General features: G+C 52.9%; 22 protein-coding genes. 9 read left to right on the forward strand and 13 right to left on the reverse strand.

Annotation, left to right across the window (positions count from 1 at the left end):
• Positions 1-105: 105 nt before the first annotated feature.
• On the forward strand, positions 106-597 hold the full coding sequence (locus KUF54_RS09590; RefSeq protein ID WP_219342551.1) for a thioesterase family protein: 492 nt from the start codon (positions 106-108) through the stop codon (positions 595-597).
• A gap of 95 nt (positions 598-692) precedes the next feature.
• On the opposite strand, the gene KUF54_RS09595 is transcribed toward KUF54_RS09590, so the two are convergent.
• From KUF54_RS09595 to KUF54_RS09645, 11 genes are all read right to left on the reverse strand, one after another.
• Positions 693-1,805, reverse strand: a complete 1,113-nt coding sequence (locus tag KUF54_RS09595) for a xylose isomerase (protein ID WP_219342552.1) — start codon at positions 1,803-1,805, stop codon at positions 693-695.
• Between the two features lie 2 nt (positions 1,806-1,807).
• On the reverse strand, positions 1,808-2,959 hold the full coding sequence (locus KUF54_RS09600; RefSeq protein ID WP_255576435.1) for an ABC transporter substrate-binding protein: 1,152 nt from the start codon (positions 2,957-2,959) through the stop codon (positions 1,808-1,810).
• Positions 2,960-3,046: 87 nt separating this feature from the next.
• Entirely contained in the window at positions 3,047-4,066 is a 1,020-nt protein-coding gene (locus KUF54_RS09605; RefSeq protein WP_219342554.1) for an aromatic ring-hydroxylating dioxygenase subunit alpha, read from the reverse strand.
• Positions 4,067-4,374: 308 nt separating this feature from the next.
• On the reverse strand, positions 4,375-5,343 hold the full coding sequence (locus KUF54_RS09610) for a PDR/VanB family oxidoreductase (protein WP_219342555.1): 969 nt from the start codon (positions 5,341-5,343) through the stop codon (positions 4,375-4,377).
• Positions 5,344-5,353: 10 nt separating this feature from the next.
• On the reverse strand, positions 5,354-6,091 hold the full coding sequence (locus tag KUF54_RS09615; RefSeq protein ID WP_255576004.1) for an ABC transporter ATP-binding protein: 738 nt from the start codon (positions 6,089-6,091) through the stop codon (positions 5,354-5,356).
• Positions 6,088-6,909: an ABC transporter ATP-binding protein gene (locus KUF54_RS09620; RefSeq protein ID WP_219342556.1), complete on the reverse strand. Its 822-nt coding sequence runs from the start codon at positions 6,907-6,909 to the stop codon at positions 6,088-6,090. The genes KUF54_RS09615 and KUF54_RS09620 overlap by 4 nt, the downstream gene beginning before the upstream one ends.
• A 25-nt stretch (positions 6,910-6,934) precedes the next feature.
• A complete protein-coding gene (locus KUF54_RS09625) occupies positions 6,935-8,845 on the reverse strand; it encodes an ABC transporter permease (RefSeq protein ID WP_219342557.1) in 1,911 nt (636 codons plus the stop codon).
• A 560-nt stretch (positions 8,846-9,405) separates the two neighbouring features.
• On the reverse strand, positions 9,406-10,338 hold the full coding sequence (locus KUF54_RS09630; RefSeq protein WP_219342558.1) for an electron transfer flavoprotein subunit alpha/FixB family protein: 933 nt from the start codon (positions 10,336-10,338) through the stop codon (positions 9,406-9,408).
• 14 nt (positions 10,339-10,352) lie between these two features.
• Positions 10,353-11,102 carry an electron transfer flavoprotein subunit beta/FixA family protein gene (locus KUF54_RS09635; protein ID WP_219346348.1) on the reverse strand — a complete coding sequence of 250 codons (750 nt, stop codon included), beginning with the start codon at positions 11,100-11,102 and terminating at the stop codon, positions 10,353-10,355.
• 90 nt (positions 11,103-11,192) lie between these two features.
• Positions 11,193-11,777, reverse strand: coding sequence for an amino acid synthesis family protein (locus tag KUF54_RS09640; RefSeq protein ID WP_219342559.1), 585 nt, complete (start codon positions 11,775-11,777; stop codon positions 11,193-11,195).
• A 58-nt stretch (positions 11,778-11,835) separates the two neighbouring features.
• A complete protein-coding gene (locus tag KUF54_RS09645; RefSeq protein WP_219346349.1) occupies positions 11,836-12,477 on the reverse strand; it encodes an amino acid synthesis family protein in 642 nt (213 codons plus the stop codon).
• Positions 12,478-13,060: 583 nt separating this feature from the next.
• Between KUF54_RS09645 and KUF54_RS09650 the strand changes: the two genes are divergently transcribed.
• The 4 genes from KUF54_RS09650 to KUF54_RS09665 all read left to right on the forward strand — a co-directional run bounded on the left by KUF54_RS09650 (position 13,061) and on the right by KUF54_RS09665 (position 18,445).
• Positions 13,061-14,251 (forward strand): amidohydrolase family protein, encoded by a 1,191-nt coding sequence (locus tag KUF54_RS09650; RefSeq protein ID WP_219342560.1) that lies wholly within the window; start codon positions 13,061-13,063, stop codon positions 14,249-14,251.
• A 79-nt stretch (positions 14,252-14,330) separates the two neighbouring features.
• Positions 14,331-15,779, forward strand: a complete 1,449-nt coding sequence (locus KUF54_RS09655; RefSeq protein WP_219342561.1) for an aldehyde dehydrogenase family protein — start codon at positions 14,331-14,333, stop codon at positions 15,777-15,779.
• Positions 15,780-16,398: 619 nt separating this feature from the next.
• Positions 16,399-17,802 carry a site-specific integrase gene (locus KUF54_RS09660; protein WP_219342562.1) on the forward strand — a complete coding sequence of 468 codons (1,404 nt, stop codon included), beginning with the start codon at positions 16,399-16,401 and terminating at the stop codon, positions 17,800-17,802.
• A 157-nt stretch (positions 17,803-17,959) separates the two neighbouring features.
• Positions 17,960-18,445 carry an AlpA family transcriptional regulator gene (locus tag KUF54_RS09665; RefSeq protein ID WP_219342563.1) on the forward strand — a complete coding sequence of 162 codons (486 nt, stop codon included), beginning with the start codon at positions 17,960-17,962 and terminating at the stop codon, positions 18,443-18,445.
• Positions 18,446-18,651: 206 nt separating this feature from the next.
• Here KUF54_RS09665 and KUF54_RS09670 read toward each other — a convergent pair whose 3' ends face one another.
• Positions 18,652-19,881: an NAD(P)/FAD-dependent oxidoreductase gene (locus tag KUF54_RS09670; RefSeq protein ID WP_219342564.1), complete on the reverse strand. Its 1,230-nt coding sequence runs from the start codon at positions 19,879-19,881 to the stop codon at positions 18,652-18,654.
• Between the two features lie 2 nt (positions 19,882-19,883).
• Positions 19,884-20,273 carry a 2Fe-2S iron-sulfur cluster-binding protein gene (locus KUF54_RS09675; RefSeq protein ID WP_370627503.1) on the reverse strand — a complete coding sequence of 130 codons (390 nt, stop codon included), beginning with the start codon at positions 20,271-20,273 and terminating at the stop codon, positions 19,884-19,886.
• Positions 20,274-20,314: 41 nt separating this feature from the next.
• Between KUF54_RS09675 and KUF54_RS09680 the strand changes: the two genes are divergently transcribed.
• From KUF54_RS09680 to KUF54_RS09695, 4 genes are all read left to right on the forward strand, one after another.
• Positions 20,315-21,232: a LysR family transcriptional regulator gene (locus tag KUF54_RS09680; protein ID WP_219342565.1), complete on the forward strand. Its 918-nt coding sequence runs from the start codon at positions 20,315-20,317 to the stop codon at positions 21,230-21,232.
• Between the two features lie 110 nt (positions 21,233-21,342).
• Positions 21,343-22,611, forward strand: a complete 1,269-nt coding sequence (locus KUF54_RS09685) for an NAD(P)/FAD-dependent oxidoreductase (RefSeq protein ID WP_219342566.1) — start codon at positions 21,343-21,345, stop codon at positions 22,609-22,611.
• 21 nt (positions 22,612-22,632) lie between these two features.
• Complete coding sequence (locus KUF54_RS09690; RefSeq protein ID WP_219342567.1) at positions 22,633-23,052, forward strand: RidA family protein; 420 nt, start codon at positions 22,633-22,635, stop codon at positions 23,050-23,052.
• 12 nt (positions 23,053-23,064) lie between these two features.
• Positions 23,065-23,739, forward strand: a complete 675-nt coding sequence (locus tag KUF54_RS09695) for a DUF1028 domain-containing protein (RefSeq protein WP_219342568.1) — start codon at positions 23,065-23,067, stop codon at positions 23,737-23,739.
• Positions 23,740-23,751: the final 12 nt, after the last annotated feature.

Here is a 23,751-nt window from a genome sequence, read left to right on the forward strand (position 1 = left end):
CGTGCAACCGAACCATCAAATGCACCATTTCAATGAATGAAGTAATTCCTTCAATAGGCGCAAAAATTGCTTACCTTGATTTGTTCGCTGTTCTGAAAGGATTCCATGCAAGCAACAACACTCAAGCTGAGCGATATCGACCTTCCTGCGCCATTTGTGCATAAACGCACCGTCCGCTTTGGGGACACCGATGCAGCCCAAATTGTCTACACCGTCAATTTCTTCCATTACGCTATGGACGCTTTGGACGACTGGTTCAGAACCGTTTTAGAGCACGACTGGTTTTCCCTGAATGTGCATTACGGTGTGTGCTTCCCATTGGTCCAAGCTGGGCTGGATTTCAAAGCCCCCCTTCGTCCAAGCGAAGAAATCAGTATTGAAATCGTGGTTACTGCCATGGGACGATCTTCCTTGCAGTTCTGCATCACAGGCACCCGACCCGATGGTATCGAAAGCTTTCAGGGTCTGTGGAAAGGCGTTTTCATCAACCCGCATACGATGAAATCCGCCAGCATCCCTGAAGTTTTTATCCCCCGCATCCAAAGTTATATGGATGCTTGCTCTCACGCAGCTTCAACAAATCGTCCTCAGCCTTGATCTTTCAAGAAGGTCTCAACGAAACGGCCAAGCCTTCACCATCAGAAAAGCCCATGCACACGTGCATGGGCTTTCTTCAGGGGCTACCGGAACGCTTAGACAGACTCGGCTTCAAGCTCGTGCGCACAGGCCGCACTTGCTTCATCCAGCAAAGCTTGCCATGTCTCACGAACAAACCTCGAAACCGCAGCGTTCTGACCGATTAACGAAAATTTGGCATTGTGCGCATAGTCTGGCAACGTAATCATCTCCGTAGTGATGGCACGCAAGCGCGATTGCTGATCGAAGGCATGGTGTCGCAACACCATACGTACAACTTGCTTGATGCAATCGAGTTGAGATTCCTCCCAAACCGAATGCCACTCACCCGGTGCCGGCTCCGTAAACGGATAGATGATCCCCCGACCCGGAATTCCATCTTCATAAGGAAAGATGGAATATTTTGGGATCGCCGCCACTTCACGCGACAGGTTGATGGTGGACCATGTATTGCGCGGCCCATTGGGTGCTGCTGCACGCACTTGCAGCCAACGCACAATTCCCATGTCCAACCACCGCTGAACTAAGTTATCTGACTTGCGTGGATCCAGCTCCAAACGGCCTGATTGCACATCTTCATAGATTCCACAGATGCGCAACTCTTGCTCGTTGCCGATCTTGAACAGAATGTGACTGTAGTCCAGCGTAAAGTTAAATGGTACGCCCTGGTCACGCACCAACTGTGCGACAGTGGCTACGCGGCGCGGGTCTTCGCTCCACATATTAACGTGCAACTCCATGGTGGGCTCGACATCCATAGGCATGCCAATTTCATAAGCCCGAACGTAGAAATCCGCCACTTCCTGATCGGTGATCTCACGCCCATTCACATCGTGCCAGTACAGCATGATGTTGTGCTGCTTAGCCCCGACTTTCGCGGCAAGCGTCAACTTCTCTCGCAATATAGACTCATCTTCGCCCAGGGCATAAAACCAACTTGCGGTATAGATGGGCAATTCGTATTGGGAACTGCAGCGGTGGAAAAGCTCAACCTCATGCCCCATGGGCAGTCGATCCAGACCATCAAATACACCAGCAGCCTTCACCAAACGAAACTGCTCTTCAATCGAAGGTTCTTCGATGGCAATCGGTCGCTCCATCGAGGAGTCCTGCACGCCACGTCCATTACAACCAATCGGTGGCAACACATTCATGATCGCTTGTGACATTCTTAGTGCCCTTTCGCACGCAGTTTTTGCACAACATCATCGGCGGGGCTCAGCTTGTTGCCATCGATGTAGCCCTCCAGGCTCATACCACCCTTACCGCCATTGACCACCGTTTTCCCAACAAACACCCCCATCGTGGATTGGTTGTCTTGCTTGCGGAAAGAGATATCTCCAATGGGAGATTTGTAGTTCAGTGATTTGAACGAGGTAATCAGCTTTTCAGTGTCTGTTGCACCGGCTTTTTCAATACCTGCAGCCAACACTTTTGCGGATAAATAGCCCACCAAGGAGTTCATGCGCGGGTGCTCCTTGTACTTAGCCTGGTAGGTTTGCACAAAGGCCTGGTGCTCAGGGTTTGCGATGCTGGCAAATGGGTAGCCCGTAGTTACCCATGACGCTGGCGCATCCGAACGCAACGGATCCAAATACTCTGGCTCACCTGTCAGCAAGCTCACCACTTCACGCCCCTCAAACAAACCCCGGTTGCGGCCTTCACGCGCCAACTTGATCAAGTCGCTACCAAACAGCGCGTTGAAAATAGCATCAGGCTTGGCATCTGCAATCGATTGCACCAAGGCGCCGGCTTCCAGCTTCCCCATAGGTGGCGCTTGCTCGGCCACAAACTCTACATCTGGCTGCAGCTTCTTGAGTTCCTGTTTGAACGCGGCTGCCGCAGCCTGGCCATACTCGTAATTGGGGTAAATCAATGCCCAACGCTTTTTATTGAGTTTGGCAGCCGCAGGTACAACTGCAGCCACAGAAGCATAAGTTCCTGGGCGCAATCTATAGGTGTAGCGATTGCCGTGCTCCCAAACTACCTTGTCGCTCATCGGCCCTGTGGCAAAGAAAAAGGTTTTGCGTTGCACGGCAAAGTCTGCCAATGCCACGCCAATGTGTGACAGCGTGACACCACTGAGCACATCCACTTTCTCACGCGTTAGCAACTCCTCTGCGACTCGTACCGCGTCCCCGGGATTAGCATTGTCATCGCGGAAGATGGTTTCCATCTTCTGGCCCAAAATGCCACCGCTCTTGTTGATCTCTTCTTGGGCCAACAACCAACCATGCTTATAGGGCCCTGTGGTCTGCGGCAGTGCCTTGTAGCTATTGATTTCGCCAATCTTGATGACTCCCTGCGCAGCAGCAGCGGACATGCACCAAGTCGTCACACCCAATGCGATCAGTGTCACTTGCAATCCTTTTACCACCATAGATCCCCCTAACAAGTTGAGTTAAAACGATTAATTGGATGCAGCCATCTCTTCGATGATGCGACGCATCTTGATGTTGGAAGCATCTAAAGACAGGTTCACGCGCTTCCATTCCCGGTTTTGGTCTTCGCGCTGCTGGATTCCTTCCAACACCACCTTGTCCTCGTTAAAGGCCAAGCGCAAACCGTCCACCAGGCGTGTATCCACCTCCGTATCTGATGGCATGTTTTTGATGCACAGCCAATGCTGGACGCTAGTGCTTTGATCCACTGGCGTGATGAAGTGGCAGGCATACATCTGTATGCAGTCTTCCCGATTACCTTCGGGTGCTCCTGTGCCAGTCTTGGCAGAGCCAAAATCGATCACCGCAACGGAAGGTGCGTGGTAATGGTAGTAATGCCAGCGGTCCACATTGCCACCAAAATCCTTGAGGCCTTCAAACACCGGTATCAGCGGTCCATCAATCACCCAGCGCCATGTCACCACTTTGTTGCCATCGCGCTCGTGCATCACTCGCGTTTCCTCACGACCCGAACTCGCCAAAGTCGATTGATGCACATAGACCACATGGGTTGGATCGCACAGGTTATCTGCCAAATTCAGATAGTTCGTATGCACTAGCAATGCATCACCTTGCACCACACTGAATTCTGGGTTGTCGTATTCAGGCATGTTGAACACCAGGCTCAAGTCCGCCTTGTCCGCATCCCCCATCCACACCCACACCATGCCCATGCTCTCGGCAGTGGGGAATTTGCGAATTTCCGAGCCAGCTGGCGGGCGCGCCATACCCGGGGCGGAAATACACTTCCCGCTGCAATCAAATGCCATGCCGTGGTAGCCACACTCTACGGAGTCGCCTTTGAGCTTCCCCAAAGAAAGCGGTGCCAAGCGATGTGGGCAGGCATCTTCTAGCGCCACAATTTCGCCGCCTTCCGTGCGATAGAGCACGATGTCCTGCTCCAGAACACGGCGAGCATTGAGGTTACGGCCAATGTCACTAGACCATGCCAATGGGTACCAAGCGTTGTAAGCGTAAGCTGCTTTCATCTGCCATATCCTTTTCATGCACATCAAATAAAGGGTTCCATCCCTATAAAGCAGAACTTGTGCCAGATATCAATGTAAGTAAAACCTTCATTACATTGATTGCATGAATTACTTCAGTGCAAGTGTGCTTGCTACTGGTGCAAAAGAATCAAAATTTATATCGTGATGCACCGTTAGCGACCCGATCAGGTCGCTACCGCGGATGCCATGAAACGCATGTATGGAAGACACCCACTACACACACTCAACTCCAATAAAAAAGGGAGCTACGTAGCTCCCTTTTTCCAAACAATCCAGCCCTCGATCCATTACACCGACAAGACCAAGCGTTTGCCTTTGCATCGAGAGACACAGATCATCATGCTCTTGGCTGCTTCGCGCTCCTTGTCCGACAAAATAGCATCGTGGTGATCTATGCCGCCCTCCGCTTCCAGCACGGGCGTCTCGCAGGCTCCGCATACGCCCTCAAGACAACTGTGATCAGGAGCTATCCCTGCCTCCAACAGCACCTCCAAAATGCTCTTCCCAGCAGGTACTTGCACAACACGCTGGCTTTTTTGGCACACAACCTCAAAGCCATTGGATTGGTCCAGCCCTGCAACATCAACACCTGCAAAACGCTCCACATGCACATGCGGGTAACCCAAGCTTTGACAAGTTTCCTCGAACGCATTCAGCATAGGCGTGGGGCCACAGCAGTAAAAATGCGCCTGCGCATCAAACGGTGCAAGCAGCGCTTTCAAATCAGGAGGACTGCCAGCATCCGCATCCCAATGCACGGTCAAACCTTCTGCGCCGCACAAAGCCTGCAGTTGCGCCACAAAAGCAGCTTCAAACTTGCTTCTGGCGCAATACACCACGTGAAAATCACGCTTCTCTAAAGACAATGCTTGCGCCATGGCCAGGATAGGCGTAACACCAATCCCGCCTGCCATCAAAACACTCAAGGGAGCAGCAACATCTAGCGCAAAATTATTGCGCGGCACTGAGATAGATAGCACCTGCCCCACTCGCAACTGCTCGTGTACATAGCGTGAACCACCACGGCTTTTCGCATCGTGCAGCACCCCGACTACATAGCGTCCATGGCCAGGTGCAGCATTACACAGCGAGTAACTGCGTACGTAATCAGCCCCCAGGTGCAGATCAATGTGACTTCCCGCCTCAAAACCTGGAAATACATTACCGGTTTCAGCTGCCTGCAACTCCACACTCAACACACCAGGCGCTTCATAACGCATGTTGTGCACCCGAGCTTGTAAAAGCGCTGTACTCATCACGCTCTCCTTACATACTTAAGTACGCACGGCGCACTTCTTCATTAGCAGCCAACTCATCCATCGTTCCGGAAAAACGAATTTGCCCCTTCTCCAGTACATAGGCACGATCACTGACGAGCTCTGCAAAATGCATGTTTTGCTCCGATAGCAAAATCGATACACCTTGCGCCTTGAGTTCCAAAATCATATTGGCCATCTGCTCGACAATCACCGGTGCGACTCCCTCCGAAGGCTCATCCAGCAAAACCAGGTAGGGGTTCCCCATCAACGTACGTGCCACCGTCAGCATCTGCTGCTCACCACCACTCATGCGCCCGCCTGGACGTTGAGGCATCTCTCCCAAATTGGGAAAAAGCTTGAACAATCGCTCCGGCGACCACAAAGGGGCCGGGCTTCCATCCGGCCAGTTGCGGGGTGGCTGAGTACCCACTTCCAAGTTCTCCATCACACTCAAATCGGTAAACACGCGACGATCTTCCGGCACAAAGCCCAAACCCAGCTTGGATGCATGGTGAGGCTCCGAGGTCGAAATGTTATGCCCAAAAAAGTAGATATCACCGCTGCGCTTGGCCAGCATTCCCATCAAAGCTTTGAGCGTAGTGGACTTGCCCGCACCATTGCGCCCCATCAAAGCCACCACCTCACCACGGCGCACCTCTAGGTCCACGTCATACAGAATTTGTGCAGCGCCATACCAAGCGCATAAATCGTCCGCACTCAGCAATGTCATCGGCTTTTCATTCATACAGTCGCTCCTTGCTTCAGTTGCACTTGGCCCGCATTCGCAGCTTGCTTTTCAAACGTTTTTCCACTGCCAAAATATACTTCTTGCACTTTGGGGTGGTCTCGCATTGCCTCAGGCTTACCTTCAGCGATCAAGCGACCGCGGGCCAGCACAATAGCTCGATCGGAGTACGCAAAAACCACATCCATGCTGTGCTCGGTAAACAGCACTGCCATGTCGTTGTGGATCACCAAATCCTTGGTCAGCGCCATGAGGTTGTTGCGCTCTTTAGGTGCCATACCCGCGGTAGGCTCGTCCATCAGCAACAGACGTGGGGCATTGGCCATGGCAACGGCCAGCTCCACGCGTTTAACGTCGCCATACGACAACTCGCTGCATGCACGATCGGCTGCCGCTTTCATTCCAACCTGCTCCAGCAGCGTCAATGCCTTGTCACGGCGATGATCCGCTGCTGCACGCCATGTGGAAAACAATTTCCCGTCTTGTGAAAGCAGTGCCATTTGCACGTTCTCCACCACGGTCAACGAGGCAAAGGTTTCTGCAATTTGGAAGGTTCGACCAACACCCTGGCGCCAAATTTCACGTGGGCTTTTACCCACTAGTTCCACGCCCGCCAGCTTGATAGAGCCTTGGTTGGCCTTGAGTTGCCCATTCACCATATTGAAGGTAGTGGACTTGCCTGCGCCATTGGGCCCAATTAGTGCCAATAGTTCTCCGGGATACAAGTCAAAGCTGATTCCATCCACAGCCTTCACACCACCAAAAGATTTCCCCAAATCACGCACTTGTAGCAGCGCTTTTTTGGATTCAGTTTGCATCGCAATTTCTCCTTGTGTCTCGGGCTTACGCACGACTCAATGTGTTCGCACGCTTGGCATTCACCCGAACACTCATCCACATTTGGTGAGAAAATCCAGAAATCCCCTGAGGAAAGACCAACACCAGCAGCAAAATAATGCCGCCCAGCATGGCACGCCAATACTCGGTGTTACGCGCTACCGAGTCATACAACCATGTGAAGCTAAATGCACCGACAATAGGGCCCGTCAAAGTTTGCAAGCCACCCAGCAGCACCATCACCATGCCATCGACGGACTTGGCTGTTGCCATCGACTCAGGAGAAATACTGCCCTTCGAGAAGACAAACAATGCGCCAGCCAAACCCGCCACTGCACCGGCCAACGTAAAAGCTGCCCACTGCATGCGCTTGACATCGATACCAATCGCATCCGCACGCAAAGCTGAATCACGCGCTGCACGCAAGGCGTAACCAAACGGCGAGAACAGCACACGTCGCAGCCACCAGACACCGGCACCTGCCAAAGCCAATGTCAACCAGTAGTAGGCGCGCTTGTCACTGAACAACTCGGAAGGCCAGATACCTGTGAGTCCGTTGCTGCCGCCCGTAAAGTCATCCCACTGAAAAGTAACCGCCCAAGTGATCTGTGCGAAAGCCAGAGTAAGCATGGCCAGGTAAGTGCCAGACAAGCGCACCGCAAACCAGCCAAACACCAGCGCACCGATACCGGCAAACACAGGCGCAGCAATCATGGCCAGCTCCATCGGCATGCCGCTGTTACGCACCAACAAAGCCGCTGCATAAGCACCGATACCGAAATACGCAGCATGACCGAAGGAATGCAGTCCAGCAGGGCCCATGATGAAGTGCAAGCTGGCGGCAAACAGTGCTGCAATCAATAAATCAATCAGCAAAACCGTGGTGTACGGAGAGTCCGCCGTAAAGAACGGAGCTAACACCAACGCTACGGTAAAGACACCTACCGCAGCAATGAAGTTGGGTGAGGCTTTGCGCAGTGGCGCCTCTGCTTCACCCATGTGACGGCTGGCAGCTTGCGGGCGCCCCATCAGGCCCCATGGACGCCAGACCAGCACGGCAGCCATCACCAAGAAATCCACCACCAAGGTGAGCTTGGAAAATGAGATCGTGACCCCCATCACCTCCACCACACCCAGCCAAATACACAGCGCTTTCAGCTGCGCCACCAACAACGCGGCCAAATACGCACCAGGCAATGAGCCCATCCCCCCCACAACTACTACCACGAAGGCGGCGCCGATGGTGTGCATATCCATCTCTAACGTGGCTGGCTCACGCGGCAGCTGCAACGCACCGCCTAGGCCTGCCAGCATCGCCCCCAGAGCGAACACCGCTGTGAACAGCCAGGCTTGATTCACACCCAGCGCACTGACCATCTCTCGGTCCTGTGTGGCTGCACGGATCAAGGTGCCAAAGCGGGTACGACTGAGCAACAGCCACATACCCAACAGCACAAGAGGACCTACCAAGATCAAGAACAGATCATAGGTAGGCATCTGGCGCCCCAATATGCTGACTGAGCCATCCAGGCCAGGCGCCCGAGGGCCTAACAGTTCCTCCGGTCCCCACAACCACAAAGCCGCATCTTTGATGATCAACACCAAGGCAAAGGTGGCAAGCAATTGAAACAACTCCGGTGCTCGGTAGATTCGACGCAAAAGCACAATTTCAATGAGCGCACCCAAAACACCTACGATCAATGCCGCTATCGGTACGGCCACCCAAAATCCCATAGGGCCTAGTGCTTCCGCAATGGAATAGGCCAAATAAATGCCGACCATAAAAAATGACCCGTGCGTGAAGTTCACGATACGGGTCACACCAAAGATCAACGACAAGCCTGCAGCCACCAAAAATAGTGACGACGCCGAAGCCAGCCCGTTGAGCAGCTGAAAAAGCAGTCCAGAAAAACTCATACATCCCCTTTTCCTACACCCAGGCCACAAGCTCTTGCAGTGACAGAGCACGCATCTGCATCCCCGTCACCAATCAAACTGCAGCACTGTTGCAATGAAGTAAAAGCACTTCGCAGAAGCAACTCTGTGAAGTGCCTCTGCGCACCTGATACCCCGCACTCATAGACTCCTAATGTCTATGGCATGCGCGATATCCGTTTTCCACACAAGAGGAATAGAGCAACATTCGTGCCGATTTATGTTTGAAGTGTTTCCTTCAATAAAAACTTTTATGCATGCATCTCGTGCACCATTTCAAGAGATTAATGGCTCTTCATTTCACCGCACTGGTGCAAGCAATGCAGATCTCGGGTCACGAGCACCAAAAGCACGCAGCAGTGATTGCCACGTCACCACCTAGAACTCGCTTCAACAGTGCAACGCCCATACACAGCAACAGTCATCAAAAAAGGGCCTTACGGCCCTTTTTTGATAGAAAATTCTGTGCTCTATGTAATGGCTTCAGCTCTCTTCCTCTTCATTTCCAGCACCAGCACCAACAAGCGTGAGTAAATTCTTTTTTACAGGAGACTTGCCACTGCTGGAACTGCCTTGAACAGATCAGCTTCCAGACCGTAATCAGCCACCGAGAAGATCGGGGCCTCTGCATCCTTGTTGATCGCAACGATCACCTTGGAGTCCTTCATACCGGCCAAGTGCTGGATGGCGCCCGAGATTCCGCAGGCGATATAAAGATTAGGCGCAACAATCTTGCCGGTCTGACCGACTTGCAAATCGTTAGGAGCGTAGCCTGCATCGACAGCAGCGCGCGAAGCACCGATGGCAGCGCCCAGCTTGTCAGCCAGAGGCGACATGACTTCGGTGAACTTCTCAGCTGAGCCCAGCGCGCGACCACCGGAGACGATGATCTTGGCGGCAGTCAGCTCAGGACGCTCGCTCTTGGTCACTTCGCGGCCTACAAAGGCGCTCTTGCCGGAATCTGCCACGGCAGCCACAGCCTCCACAGCGGCGGAGCCACCAGTGGCAGCAGCAGCGTCAAAGCCAGTGGTGCGCACGGTGATAACCTTAATGGCATCAGCGGACTGCACAGTGGCGATGGCGTTGCCAGCGTAAATGGGGCGCTCGAAGGTGTCAGCGGAATCGACCTTGGTGATGTCGCTAATCTGGGCCACGTCCAGCTTGGCAGCGACGCGGGGAGCCACGTTCTTGCCAGCGGCAGTCGAAGGGAACAGGATGTGGCTGTAGTTGCTAGCAATAGCCAGCACTTGAGCCGCCACGTTCTCAGCCAGACCGTCTTTGAGGCTTGCGCCGTTAGCGTGGATGACCTTGGTCACGCCCGCGATTTGAGCGGCAGCAGCGGCTGCAGCAGCAGCGCCTTCGCCAGCGACGAGCACGTGCACATCACCGCCGCAAGCAGCGGCAGCAGTCACGGTGTTCAGGGTCGCGGCCTTGATCGAAGCATTGTCGTGTTCAGCAATAACGAGGGATGTCATTTGTCGTTCTTCCTTTAGATCACTTTGGCTTCGTTCTTGAGCTTGTCGACCAGTGCGGCGACATCAGCCACCTTGACACCAGCGCCGCGCTTGGCGGGCTCGGCAACCTTCAGGGTCTTGAGGCGGGGAGCAACGTCCACACCAAAATCTTCAGGCTTGAAGGTATCGAGCTGCTTTTTCTTAGCCTTCATGATGTTGGGCAAGGTGACGTAGCGGGGCTCGTTCAGGCGCAGATCGGTGGTGATGATGGCGGGGATGGACAGAGACAGCGTCTCCAGACCACCGTCGACTTCACGGCTCACGGCAACCTTGTCGCCAGCAACTTCCACCTTGGAAGCGAAAGTCGCTTGGGGCAGGTCTGTCAGCGCAGCCAGCATCTGGCCGGTTTGGTTGTTGTCGCCATCAATGGCTTGCTTGCCCAGAATCACGAGGCCGGGCTGCTCTTTGTCAACCAAAGCCTTGAGCAGCTTGGCGATGGCCAAGGGCTGCAGGTCCACATCGGTCTCAACCAAAATGCCGCGGTCTGCACCGATGGCCATGGCTGTGCGCAGGGTTTCCTGGAACTGAGTCACACCGCAGGAGACGACGATCACTTCAGTGACTACGCCTTTTTCTTTAAGGCGAACGGCTTCTTCGACGGCGATTTCGTCAAAGGGGTTCATGCTCATCTTGACGTTGGCGATGTCTACACCCGTGCCGTCCGATTTGACGCGGACTTTCACGTTGTAGTCCACCACGCGTTTGACTGCTACCAATGCTTTTATCACGACCTCTTCACTCCATCTTTCTTTATGTACAGCGGCCAAAAGGCGCACCTTTCAGTGCGCACTAAATAGCCATCTATTGGTAAGTAGTTAACGTAAGCCGTCTACGCCCACGATCTCAGAGGCTTGCAAACCCCCAATACGCGGCAGAGGCCTACCGCTATCGGTAACTGCCACCGCTACCAAAATTTCTCCCTTACGTGGTGCATCACTCACGCGCGCCTCCACCGCATCAAAATGGCTACGCACAAAAGCCGCATCTTTGTGCCCCAGTGGCACATCAATCGCCGTTCCCAGCGAGCCACGTTTCTTGGCTGAAGGCACCAAGGCGGCCCCCTTTTCTACTGCCGTGCGCAACGGAGCCCCCAACTTCGGATGCAAGATGGCTGCAGCGTGCTCCAGCTCACCAGACTCACCAACGATGGCGGCCTTACCGTAGCTTTGCGCTTGGCCAGGTTCAATGCCCAAGGCCTTCACAGCCTTTTCCCCCAACAAGGCACCAAGTTCTTCGCCAATAGCAATCAACTCATCCAGGTTTTCGCTGTACTGCCCAGCATATGGGTTCTCAATCACCGCCATTGCCACCGCACGGCGCGTAGATGGACTCACAGGCCTGCCCATCTCTTGCAGCGTTTCGTCGATCTGAACTACTATTTTGCGAATCTTGGCACTCATATCTAACTCCTTGAATTTGTGAAATACGGGGTACTTGAATAAAGGATGTGGGCGCGAATTAGCGCAATCCATCCCAAACACTGATGTTCTCGGCACGCAAACCACCCACCCGGTCATGGATGCGATAGCCCGTGCTCATTGCCAGAACAAAGACCAGTTCATCCGCCTGAGGTGCACCAGGTACCCGCACTTCGATAGCGTCAAACTGGCCACGAACGTAACTGGCATTGATATTGGTCAGAGGGACATCCAAGGTCACGCCTGGCCCGCCGACCTTTTTCGTCGAAGGTACGATTGACAAAGCATTACCAGGTTGGCCTTTGGATTTATCGGCATCGCCATTACGGTAGGCCACACGATCCCCCTTCCAACCTAACAACTCGCGCATGGCGTAGCCACCCGGCACATGCCACAAAGCGCCATGCTCTAACTCCCCCGCCTCTCCAACAATCGATCCCTTGCCATAGGTTGCGATCTGCTCCACTGGAACGGCCATCGTTTGCATAAGGCGGCGCGCCATATCGATGCCAACTTGCTCGAGCTGCGACATCATCGGCAAGATGTCCTGAACATAGCCTCCGGCATAGGGATTGGTCATCACCACACCAATCGCACCACGTAGCAGCGGTTGCTCAGGGGCTGGCCCAAACTCGTGAAAGATATGCTCAACCTGCGTAAACACGCGGCGAATACTGATCAGTTCTGCTTCCATTTACGTCTTCCTTCTTCAAAGTTTTCAGCCTGTGGCAGTTGTTCATTAGTTCTGACTTAGCCGCCACACACCGCCGCACTACAGGCAACTGCCATGAACAGCCCCGCACCTTCCAATGTGATCAAGTGCTGACCTGCGCCGTGCGTTTGTTGCTTCGATGAGTCCACAACACACTCCACCGATGCATTACCGAAAGCTTTTCGTTGTTCGTGCCACCACGTGGCAATCCAACTTGTCATTGCGTAACCCTTTCGTTCGAAACCACTGAAAACAGCGTCATCAAGCAACTTCTGACGCTCCTTCGATCAAGCTGGAAAGCTTCTTGCTTAGAACATCCCATGCCTTGTTTTATTGATCAACAAGTAAATAAATACTTCCATCAACAAAACAAACAGTTAGCAAGGTTTATGCCTAGAAAAGTTCATAACTACCTACACCCAAGAAATGAGATCTACGCACCAACATTGAGCGGATCAGCAGTCCATTTGAGAGCACAGCAAACCAAAAGAGTGCATGAAGCACCTACTTCAATATTTCAGTAAACAACGTCCCTCTAGAAAGGAAAACATCCATGGCAGCAGAAATCACTACAGGCAAGTCCGGAAAAGTTGTGATCCACAACATCGGACTCTTGCTCTCGGGCAACATTGACAACCCCGTTCTCTCGGCCGACACCATCGTGCTCGAGGACGGCATCATCACAGCTGTTGGCAAATACAAAGATTGCGACACCGACCATGCCCAAACCGTCATTGACTGCCAGCAAACAGCTATCGCTCCGGGTCTGATTGATAGCCACGTACACCCTGTTTTTGGTGACTGGACGCCACGTCAAAGTCAGCTAGGCTGGATCGATTCCATGATGCATGGCGGTGTGACCACCATGATTTCTGCCGGAGAGGTACACCTGCCCGGTCGCCCCAAAGATATCGTGGGCCTCAAAGCGTTGGCCATCACAGCACAGCGTGCTTTTGACAACTACCGTCCTGGAGGCGTCAAGGTGCTGGCTGGTGCGCCCATCATCGAAAAAGGCATGGTCGAAAGTGACTTCAAGGACCTAGCTGATGCAGGTGTCAGACTACTGGGCGAAGTAGGCTTGGGTACCGTCAAAGCCGGCTACGAAGCCCAGGAGATGGTGGCATGGGCACGTAAATACGGCATTCAAAGCACTATTCACACTGGTGGCCCATCGGTACCAGGATCGGGCTATATCGACAAAGACACCATCTTGGAGGCTGATGCCGACATCATCGGTCACATCAACGGCGGCCACACCTCCTTGCCTGAAGCACATGTCTGCGAGCTGTGTGAAAAAAGCAGTCGCGGCATTGAAATTGTGCACAACGGCAATGAAAAAACGGCCATTGCCGCAGCCAAAATGGCCATGGAACTCAAATGCCCCCACCGCGTCATTTTGGGTACCGATGGCCCTGCAGGCTCCGGCGTTCAACCTTTGGGCATATTGCGCATGATCTCCATGCTGTCCGCCTTAGCCAACATCCCAGCGGAACTTGTGTTCTGTTTTGCGACTGGCAACACCGCCAAGATGCGCAACCTCAATTGCGGATTGATTGAAGTCGGTCGTGCTGCTGACTTTGTGTTCATGGATCGAGCACAGCACACGGCCGGCAAAACTTTGCTCGAAAGCGTGCAATGTGGCGATATCCCAGGCATCGGCATGGTGATGATCGACGGTCTCATCCGTGCACACCGCAGCCGCAACACACCACCGGCCACGCAAGTGCCGGTGGTTGCCCAATAAACACTACCCGCATGCTTGCCGGCCTACAAAAGTGCCGGCAAGCCCTTGCTCCACTCCGATTTGATCGCAATGTCACACCATGCAGCATTTTGACAATCTGATGAATGGCCGATGGGTTGCAGCCCACGACTACGTTCCCAACATCAACCCCAGCGACATTACCGATGTTGTTGGCAGGTATGCACAGTCTCGGCCCCATGATGTTGACTTGGCAGTCATGGCGGCCAAGGAAGCATTCACCACATGGAGTCACAGCCCCATTCTGCAGCGACATGATTGCCTGCAAAAAATCGCTACGGAGTTATTAGCCCGTAAACAAGAACTCGGCAATCAGTTAGCCCGTGAAGAAGGAAAAACCTTGCCGGAAGCCATCGGCGAAGTGGTACGCGCCAGCCAAATCTTCCAATTCTTTGCAGGCGAATGCTTGCGTTTGAGTGGGGAGTGCCTTCCATCAGTTCGCGCAAACATTCAAGTTGATGTCACACGAGAACCGATCGGTGTTATTGGTCTCATCACTCCTTGGAATTTTCCCATCGCCATTCCGGCCTGGAAAATTGCCCCAGCCTTGGCTTACGGCAATAGCGTTGTTTTCAAACCCTCAGAACTCACACCGGGATGTGCTTGGGCACTGGCCGACATCATTCACCGCAGCGGTCTGCCCGCTGGTGTATTTAATTTGGTCATGGGCGAAGGCAAAGACATCGGCGAAGCCCTCACCCACAACCCCGACGTAGTCGCAATCAGTTTTACAGGCTCCACCGGTGTAGGGCGCGCGATTGCGGCAGCATGCGCTCCATTGGGAAAAAAGCTTCAACTGGAAATGGGAGGACACAACCCGCAAATCATTCTGGATGATGCGGAGCTAGAACTGGCTGTGGAACTATCCGTGCAAAGTGCATTCTTCTCAACAGGCCAGCGTTGCACGGCCGCAAGCCGACTCATCGTGACCGATGGCATCTACCCCGCATTTTTGCAAGCCATGCAAGTTCGCATGGGCCAATTGAAAGTAGGCGATGCAAGAATAAGCGGCACCGACATCGGCCCAGTGGTCAGTCAGGGGCAACTGGATACCGATATGTGCTTCATTCAAGCAGCAATTTCACAAGGCGCCATCGTAGCTAGCGGCGGCGCATTGACACAGTGTCATTCTGCAAGCGGTGCGCGAGGCTTCTATTTACAACCGACGCTCTTTACCGACACCACAACTGACATGCAAATCAATCAGGAAGAAGTGTTTGGCCCTGTCGCCAGCATCTTGCGTGTACGCAATTATGAAGAGGCCCTTGCGACGGCGAATGCAACTGCTTTCGGTCTTTCAGCAGGCATTGCAACCACCAGTCTGAAGTACGCCAGCCATTTCAAACGCCATAGTCAAGCAGGCATGGTGATGGTCAACCTCGCAACAGCTGGCGTGGACTTCCATGTTCCTTTTGGTGGACGTAAAGCGTCAAGTTACGGTGCACGCGAGCAAGGGCGCTACGCGCAGGAGTTTTTTACAGCCGTGAAAACTGCGTATACGTTTGCATAGCGCTTTAGAGTGCACGCGCTCTGAATATGGGCGTTGTTGCACAAATCTTGTTTGAGGTGAGCCCAGCCGTTCACGTGCCACGGCTGCCGCCTGAGGACGGCCAAACTTAGTCAATCGTTTCAATATGGCAGCACGATGTGTAACTCGTTGACTTGGCGCTCGAAGGTGCAGGGCATCACAAGCTCGCCCAGTCATTTGATTCTGCTCGCCTTGGTTTTTTACCAAACTTCTACGGTAGTAGCTGCGCCCCTTCAGTCAGGCACGGTATTTTTATCGACCGTTACCCGCTGAGTTAACCCCTTTTTGAGGCAATCTCGGCACAATAGAAAAAGGACTCCTAGCTTTATAGCTAGGAGTCCTTATCTAGTTTGGTCGGAATGGCGGGATTCGAACTCGCGACCCCTTGCACCCCATCTTAAGGGTTGCATATGAAAATTTTGGCTTTAATGGCTCAAAAAATAGTTTATCTTATTGTTTATAAAAAGCTTTTTTATTTATCAAGACGTGCACCAATGTTTGCAGTTGTTTGCCAATGTGCCAACTTCATCGCCTAGATTGTTACCCCCTTGTTGCCCCCTCATGAAGTTACAAATTATGATGAGCAAAACTTCAAGGAGTATTGATAAGCAAGCTGCAGCTGAAGGATTTGTGTGCTCTGACCAAGAAGGATATCGGTCACTATATTTCCGATGGCCAGTCCGTACAGGGCGAAGTTCGGCTCCTTAAGGACAGCCCCGACAGCTCAGCCAATCGTCCGCTTATCAGCGTCCACTTCAAGCTCATCTACCGCTTTGCCTCCAAGCCGCGGAAGATTTATCTGGGTGCATGGCCTGCCAACACATTGAGCGACATCCGCGCACAAAGAGACTTGTATCGCGGCCTGCTCGTCCAAGGAATTGATCCCAAAGCCGAGATTGCTCGGCAGCAAGAGCTTCGCAGCATCGATCAACAGATTGAGAACGAACTTCAACTCGTCGAGCGTATACAACAACAAGAGCAAGCAAGCAACAAACTCCTTGCTGTGCAAAAACGCCGTGAGCGCCAGACCTATCGCCAATTCTTTGAGCAGGACTTCTTCCCCAACACCCTAAGGCTCGGGCGTGCCGACGGTGGCGAGGAAGTCATGCGATCGTTTGAGAAAGACGTATTTCCGATTATTGGAGATGTGGCATTGGAAGACGTCCGCAAAGAGCATTTGACGCTAATCCTAGACACCATCGGTCAGCGAGCTACTAAATCGCTGAACATGGTCCGAACCAAGAAAAAAGTGCTCTCCGACCTGCGCCAAAGCTTCGATTACGCGTTTAAGAATGACCTCATCCCCGGTGATCCCAGCCAGAAAATTTCTAAAAAAAGCTTGGGCAAAGACAAAATGGGCGATCGCGTGCTCAGCCAGCACGAGATTGCGGATTTCATGCAAAAGCTGCCATGCTGCGACCTTTCTCAGAGCTACCAATTGGCGCTACTGATCACACTGGCCACCGGTGTCCGGGTCGCCGACGAACTTCTCAGCGCCCGCTGGAAACAAGTGGACTTCAAGGCCCGCATCTTTCAGGTGCAGGATCCCAAGAATGGTGTGAACCATCAAATCCACCTCTCCGACTACGCTGAAGAAAAATTCAAAGCGCTGCACACAATTTCTGGTCACTCCGAATGGATCTTTCCAAGCCAGCGCAACAGCGGTACGCACATCAACATCAAAGATCTCACCAAAAAAGTGGCGGACCGCCAACGCGGAGCCGAGCCCGCGCTCAAGGGGCGAACTCAGGCTCACAAGAATGGGCTGGAATTACCACTGGGCAAATGGCGTCCGCATGATCTGCGCAGAACCATGTCGACCACTATGGTAGAAAAAGGGATAGCGACAGATATCGCTGATAAATGCCTCAATCACCTCGAAGTTGATTCAAACCGGCGAACCTACATTCTGGCCGCAAACAAAAATGAAATGAAAGAAGCTTGGAATCTTATTGGCTCCTACCTTCAAAATATTGAATCAACATCTGATTCAAAAAACGCATAAAAACAACACAAAATATAGTAAAAACCCTATATTTGTCATCATTTTATAAAATGATGCACTGAATTGAGTGTTTCAGGCATTCGCTAAGTGGCGTTTTTTAACGCCAATTTTTATTTGCATTAACATCTTTTCATGTGCTGTATTAAGAGTCATGAAAATGCAAAAAATCGAGTTCCTTCTGAGCACTTCTTTGCTCACTCCTGCGTCCAATGAGGCACTGAATTCCGGATTGCAGAGCTTCGATCAACTCATTGGTATTGACGAAGTCATGCGCATTTTGTCCGTCAAACGCACGAGCTTGTATAAGGGTATGAAAAATGGAGTGTTCCCTGAACCCATGCGATTCAGCAAGAGGATGATTCGCTGGCGCCTGACTGATGTCATGGCTGTTGTTCGACAATCTAAGCCGTTTATTCCCAATCCCTTGGCTGCTAATGATTCGAAGGCTGTTTGTTGTGCCAGCGGCACACCAGAGCATTCGAAATCAACTCTGTATTCGAAATCAACTCTGCATTCAATTTCAGCACATAAATCGCAGCATTTGGAGAAACTGGAGGAACGCAGACTTGAACTGCTTGCTAATGTAACCTCTTCAAAATTACGCGCCAAGGTACCAATCAAACGGCATATTCCCAAGAACTGATAGCACTTCGGAGTGCCCGATCAGTCAATCAATTTTAAATGTGGATTTCAGTCCTCTGAAACCCACATTATTATTAAGCGATGAATATTGAGTGATGAAAAAAGCATTGATTAGGCATAATTTCACCGAATTAATGGATACCCTCGTGAGTTAGGTACAGAAACTCTGGTTCATTATGACTCAGGATAAACTCAAGATGTAGATCATTACACCATGCTTTTCAACGAAATTCCTATGTCGCTCAGCTTTGACGCGGGGATCAGCGCGCCAGCTTGAACCAGCCCTTTGCCCTGAACAAAGTCTTTCATTGCATTCACACAGTCCATTGCAATTACTTTTCCTTGTTTGAGGTAGATCACCGAAAAACTTCGCTCCACAGGGTCTCCACGCATAACTGCTTCGTCATACCCCTTCGAAAGCCCTACGGTCTGCAGCTTGAGGTCGTATTGCTGAGACCAGAACCACGGAATCGCACCATAAGGCTCGAAAGTACCCGTCAAGGATCGCGCGACTGTTGTCGCCATGTCTGCAGCATTTTGGACAGATTCAATCCGAGTTGGTGCACCATCGCACCAAATGCTGGCGTGCAAAGCTGCATCCCCTATGGCATAGATGTCTGAAAGACTGGTGCGACAGTACTCATCAACCCACACACCATTACCACCAGCAGCTCCAGCTGCAAGCAGCGGTTCAGCGTTCGGAATAATGCCGATGCCGACAACCACGACCTCCGCTGGGATTACTTCACCACTGCAAAGTCGAACCCCCTCAACAACATTGCTGCTGTCAAGTTCAAGCGCTTCAATCTGAACATTGAGTCTCACATCAACGCCTTGCTGCCGGTGTTGATCCTCATAGAACATTGACAATGCTTCCCCAGCCACTCGGCTGAGCACTCGAGACCCTGACTCCAGCAGTGTCACGCGCTTTCCAAGCTTGCGCAAAACCGCTGCAGTTTCCAGCCCGACATAGCCGCCGCCCACGATGACGACACTTGACGCTGTCGGCAGCGCTGCAGCCAGATGATCTGCATCGTCACGCGTGCGAACAGTGAAAACACCTTTGGCTTTTGCACCAGAGCAGTCGAGCGTTCTTGCACGCCCACCCGCAGCCCAGATCAAGTGCTGGTAGCGGTAGGCTGATCCATCCTCAGAAAAAACAGTGTGGGCCTGAGGATCTACGGCAGTGACCTTGCACTTGGTGACGATGTCAATTTTTCGTTCAAGCCAAAAGGCTTGCTGCCGGATTAGCAAGCGTTCAAAGGACTTTTCACCCGCCAGGTAGTCCTTGGACAGTGGAGGTCGCTCGTATGGCAGCTGGTCCTCATCCCCCAGCACCGTGATGCGGCCATCATAGTGAGCATTGCGCAGCCCAATTGCAGCTTGCGCCCCAGAATGCCCGGCTCCAACAATCAGAATATCGGTATCAACTGTCATGCTCAATCCTCAGGAGCAACGGTCAAGCGCAAGCCATCCAGCGAGGCTGAGACAGGGATCTGGCATGACAGTCGTGAGCAATCCTTGCGGTGTTCCGAGGTGTCAAGAAGTTCGTTTTCGTCTTTGTTTGGCGCAGGCAATCTGTCAAGAAATGCGCTGTCTACGTAAACGTGACATGTCGCGCATGAGCAGCAGCCTCCGCAAATAGCCTGAATTTCGTCTAGGCCGCTGTCGCGCAGCGCTTCCATGACCGAACGCCCTGGATCGGCTTGCACGGTTTTCTCAATTCCCGCTCGAGAGATGACATGAATCAGTGGCATGGTCAGATTTAGGCTGCTATTGAGTTGTGGTGCGTTCACTCTAGACATAGCCGGCGCATCTGGAAAATACATTTCAAGAATTCATGGCATCGTTTTTGCCTATGTGGTGTCATATGACTTATCCACAATTACGCTACACGCTTCGCCAACTCCGCTACTTTGTTGTGACAGCGGAGGTTTTGTCCTTCACGGCGGCATCAAAGGTGCTGCATATTTCGCAGCCATCGATTTCCACTTCACTGGCTGAGCTTGAATCCACTTTTGGCGTTCAGCTTTTCGTGCGGCATCATGCTGCCGGCCTATCCCTGACACAAGCTGGCCGAGATTTGCTGGGCATGGCTCGCAACCTTCTCAAAAATGCTGAAGACCTACATAGCACAGCCCGCGAAATCAACGCAGGACTAAGCGGAACCATTGCGTTGGGTTGCATGGTTTCACTGGCGCCAGCCATGCTGCCCAAGCTCCTGTCCAAGTTCAATCTGGAGTTGCCGAACGTCGAGTTCGATACTTTTGAAGTCGGACAGGAAGATCTGTTGCGCTGCCTGCGCGATGGAAGCCTGGATTTGGCGCTGACCTATGACTTGGCACTGGTCGAGGACATTGAGTTCACGCCATTGAGCGAATTGCAGCCCTACGCGATCCTGCCCAAGCTACACAGGCTTGCTCGCCAACCGACCGTATCCTTGGAAAGCTTGATCGAAGAGCCTTACGTTCTGCTTGATCTACCCCACAGTCGAGAATATTTCTCGTCACTTTTCGAGCCTTTGGGGCGCTTGCCCAAGCCCGCATTTCACTCGTCACAACCGGAAGTCGTTCGAGGCATGGTTGCCAACGGACTTGGCTACAGCATCCTTAACTTTCCGCTGCGCTCGATGCAGACCGTTGATGGTGCTGAATTCGCAATTCGGCCATTCACTGAACCTGTGCGACCTCTACAACTGGGAATTGCCCGATTGGCCTGCGTTCAACCGAGACAAGTCGTCCAGCGCTTTTCAGAGTTTTGCGTGACATCGGTTCCCAAAATGCTCTGATCTCAAGACATAGGTTAAAGCCATGCAATGCATCTTTAGAAAGTCTTTTGAAGATGCAGCGACGCGTCCTAGAGTGCACATCGACAGCACAGACAAGGACGATTTTCAACATGTCTATCCAAACTACCGAAGTCATCATCGTTGGCGCAGGCCAGGCCGGCGTTGCGATGAGCGAACATCTTCTTAAAGCCGGAATTCCTCATCTGGTACTTGAAAGAGCACGTATTGCCGAACGTTGGCGAACGGGGCGCTGGGATTCTCTGGTGGCCAATGGTCCAGCGTGGCATGACCGCTTCCCAGGCCTGGAGCTTCCAGGTGGTCCAGATGCCTTTGTTCCCAAGGAGCAAGTAGCGGACTATTTTGTTTCTTACGTAAAGCATCTGAACTCCCCAGTACGCTGTGGGGTAGAGGTTCAGAAAGTGACTCGTCTTGCCGGCCGTTCCGGTTTCTTGGTAGAGACCAATAGCGGCCCATTTGAAGCGCAATACGTGGTCGCAGCAACCGGTGCCTTCCAGACGCCTGTGATCCCATCCATCGTGCCAAAGGATGCTGGCGTCACGCAATTTCACTCTGCGCACTATCGCAATCCAGAGCAATTACCAGAAGGTGCAGTTCTTGTAGTTGGAGCCGGATCATCCGGGGTGCAGATTGCTGACGAGCTGGCGCGCTCGGGTCGAAAAGTGTACCTATCGGTCGGCCCTCATGATCGCCCCCCCCGTAGTTACCGTGGCCGTGACTTCGTATGGTGGCTGGGAGTGCTCAACAAATGGGATGCCGAGGCCACACTAGGCGTAGAGCACACCACCATTGCCGTCAGCGGTGCGCGTGGAGGCCATACGGTGGACTTTAGACGCTTGGCTGCAGAGGGCATCACGCTCTTGGGTCGCTCCGACTCCTATGCCAACGGCAAGCTGCATTTTGCCGATGACCTGCGCACCAATATCGAGCGTGGAGATAAGAATTACCTGTCAGTTCTCGACGAAGCTGACGCCTACGTGCAGCGCAGCGGAATCGATCTGCCACTGGAACCGCAAGCGCGCGAGTTCCTGCCGTTGCCCGAGTGTGTATTGCAACCGCTGAAGACTTTGGATCTCGGCAAAGCCGGTATTTCCACCATCCTGTGGGCGACCGGCTACGTGTCGGACTACAGCTGGTTGCCTGCGGATGCCGTGGGCACCGATGGTCGACCCAATCACCAGCGCGGTGTTGGTGGAGCGCCTGGCATTTACTTCTTGGGATTGCCCTGGCAGACGCGCCGTGGCTCGTCCTTTATTTGGGGGGTCTGGTACGACGCCAAGTACGTCGCTGATCACATCACCAAACAAAACGACTACATGACCTACCAACCCAATACACCGCAACTTTCAACGCAAGTTTGAGTCATTTTTTCGGAGTTCACCATGACAACCCATACCCGCATCCGCCCTTTCAACACTCGCGAAACTTACCCCGAGCAAAAACTCGACAACGACTTATGCCAAGCAGTGGTTGCCAATAACATCGTGTTTTTGCGCGGCCAAATTGGTCAGGACCTTGATTCTCGTGAGTCGGTTGGCATCGGCGACGTTGCAGCGCAGACAGAAAAAGCAATGGCCAACATCAAGATGCTTTTGGAAGAGTCCGGAAGCGAGCTCAGCCACATCTGCAAGATCACGATTTATATGGTTGATGTGCGTTACCGCGAAGCGGTATACAACGTTGTTGGGCACTGGCTCAAGGGTGTGTTTCCGGTTTCAACCGGCATCATCGTCTCCGCCTTGGCCCGCCCCGAGTGGTTGGTTGAGATTGATGCGACGGCTGTGATCCCAGATCAACGCTAAGACGCAAGAGTTATGACAATTTCTCTTGCAGGCCGCTGCGCACGCACTGGCGCCATGGGCGGCATCATCAGCAGCTCAAGCCCTGCCGTAGCAAGTCGCTGCCTATGGGTCAGCTCTCAAGGTGTCGTGATGACTCAAAACGTCACCGACCCTGTACTCGGCATTCTAGGGATCAAGCTGCTTGAGCAGGGCTATGGAGCATCAGGCGTCATCTCCCAACTTACTTGCGCCCGACCTCACATCGACTGGCGACAACTGGCAGCTCTTGACAGTAGTGGACAAGCGCAGACCTTCACGGGCAGTCAAGGCTTGGGCATCGCAGCCACTGCAATCGGACAAGACTGTGTGGCTGCGGGCAATATGCTGGCCAACGAAGCTGTGCTTGAAGCAATGGTGCGCGGGTTTGAAAGCGACCCCTATGCATATATCGCTGAGCGTCTACTCAATGCGCTTAAGTCAGGCTTGGCAGCGGGCGGTGAGGCGGGCCCTGTTCACTCAGCAGGTTTAACTGTGCATGACAGCGACCTCTGGCCCTGCGTAGACCTGCGTATCGATTGGTCTGATTCCTCTGTCTTCGACGACCTGCAAGGGCTGTGGCAAAGGTACCAACCGCAGATGAGGGACTACGTAACCCGTGCCCGCAATCCCAAGGACGCCCCATCCTACGGAGTCCCCGGAGATCCTTAACACTCAGGAGTC

This window comes from Comamonas sp. Y33R10-2, from assembly GCF_019355935.1.
GTDB lineage: Bacteria > Pseudomonadota > Gammaproteobacteria > Burkholderiales > Burkholderiaceae_C > Comamonas.

Excerpts from the sequence above, each read along its gene's own strand:
- KUF54_RS09590 (WP_219342551.1), top strand. The coding sequence starts at position 106 with ATGCAAGCAACAACACTCAAGCTGAGCGATATCGACCTTCCTGCGCCA.
- KUF54_RS09595 (WP_219342552.1), bottom strand. The coding sequence starts at position 1,805 with ATGTCACAAGCGATCATGAATGTGTTGCCACCGATTGGTTGTAATGGA.
- KUF54_RS09600 (WP_255576435.1), bottom strand. The coding sequence starts at position 2,959 with ATGTCCGCTGCTGCTGCGCAGGGAGTCATCAAGATTGGCGAAATCAAT.
- KUF54_RS09605 (WP_219342554.1), bottom strand. The coding sequence starts at position 4,066 with ATGAAAGCAGCTTACGCTTACAACGCTTGGTACCCATTGGCATGGTCT.
- KUF54_RS09610 (WP_219342555.1), bottom strand. The coding sequence starts at position 5,343 with ATGAGTACAGCGCTTTTACAAGCTCGGGTGCACAACATGCGTTATGAA.
- KUF54_RS09615 (WP_255576004.1), bottom strand. The coding sequence starts at position 6,091 with ATGAATGAAAAGCCGATGACATTGCTGAGTGCGGACGATTTATGCGCT.
- KUF54_RS09620 (WP_219342556.1), bottom strand. The coding sequence starts at position 6,909 with ATGCAAACTGAATCCAAAAAAGCGCTGCTACAAGTGCGTGATTTGGGG.
- KUF54_RS09625 (WP_219342557.1), bottom strand. The coding sequence starts at position 8,845 with ATGAGTTTTTCTGGACTGCTTTTTCAGCTGCTCAACGGGCTGGCTTCG.
- KUF54_RS09630 (WP_219342558.1), bottom strand. The coding sequence starts at position 10,338 with ATGACATCCCTCGTTATTGCTGAACACGACAATGCTTCGATCAAGGCC.
- KUF54_RS09640 (WP_219342559.1), bottom strand. The coding sequence starts at position 11,777 with ATGAGTGCCAAGATTCGCAAAATAGTAGTTCAGATCGACGAAACGCTG.
- KUF54_RS09650 (WP_219342560.1), top strand. The coding sequence starts at position 13,061 with ATGGCAGCAGAAATCACTACAGGCAAGTCCGGAAAAGTTGTGATCCAC.
- KUF54_RS09655 (WP_219342561.1), top strand. The coding sequence starts at position 14,331 with ATGCAGCATTTTGACAATCTGATGAATGGCCGATGGGTTGCAGCCCAC.
- KUF54_RS09665 (WP_219342563.1), top strand. The coding sequence starts at position 17,960 with ATGCAAAAAATCGAGTTCCTTCTGAGCACTTCTTTGCTCACTCCTGCG.
- KUF54_RS09670 (WP_219342564.1), bottom strand. The coding sequence starts at position 19,881 with ATGACAGTTGATACCGATATTCTGATTGTTGGAGCCGGGCATTCTGGG.
- KUF54_RS09675 (WP_370627503.1), bottom strand. The coding sequence starts at position 20,273 with ATGTATTTTCCAGATGCGCCGGCTATGTCTAGAGTGAACGCACCACAA.
- KUF54_RS09680 (WP_219342565.1), top strand. The coding sequence starts at position 20,315 with ATGACTTATCCACAATTACGCTACACGCTTCGCCAACTCCGCTACTTT.
- KUF54_RS09685 (WP_219342566.1), top strand. The coding sequence starts at position 21,343 with ATGTCTATCCAAACTACCGAAGTCATCATCGTTGGCGCAGGCCAGGCC.
- KUF54_RS09690 (WP_219342567.1), top strand. The coding sequence starts at position 22,633 with ATGACAACCCATACCCGCATCCGCCCTTTCAACACTCGCGAAACTTAC.
- KUF54_RS09695 (WP_219342568.1), top strand. The coding sequence starts at position 23,065 with ATGACAATTTCTCTTGCAGGCCGCTGCGCACGCACTGGCGCCATGGGC.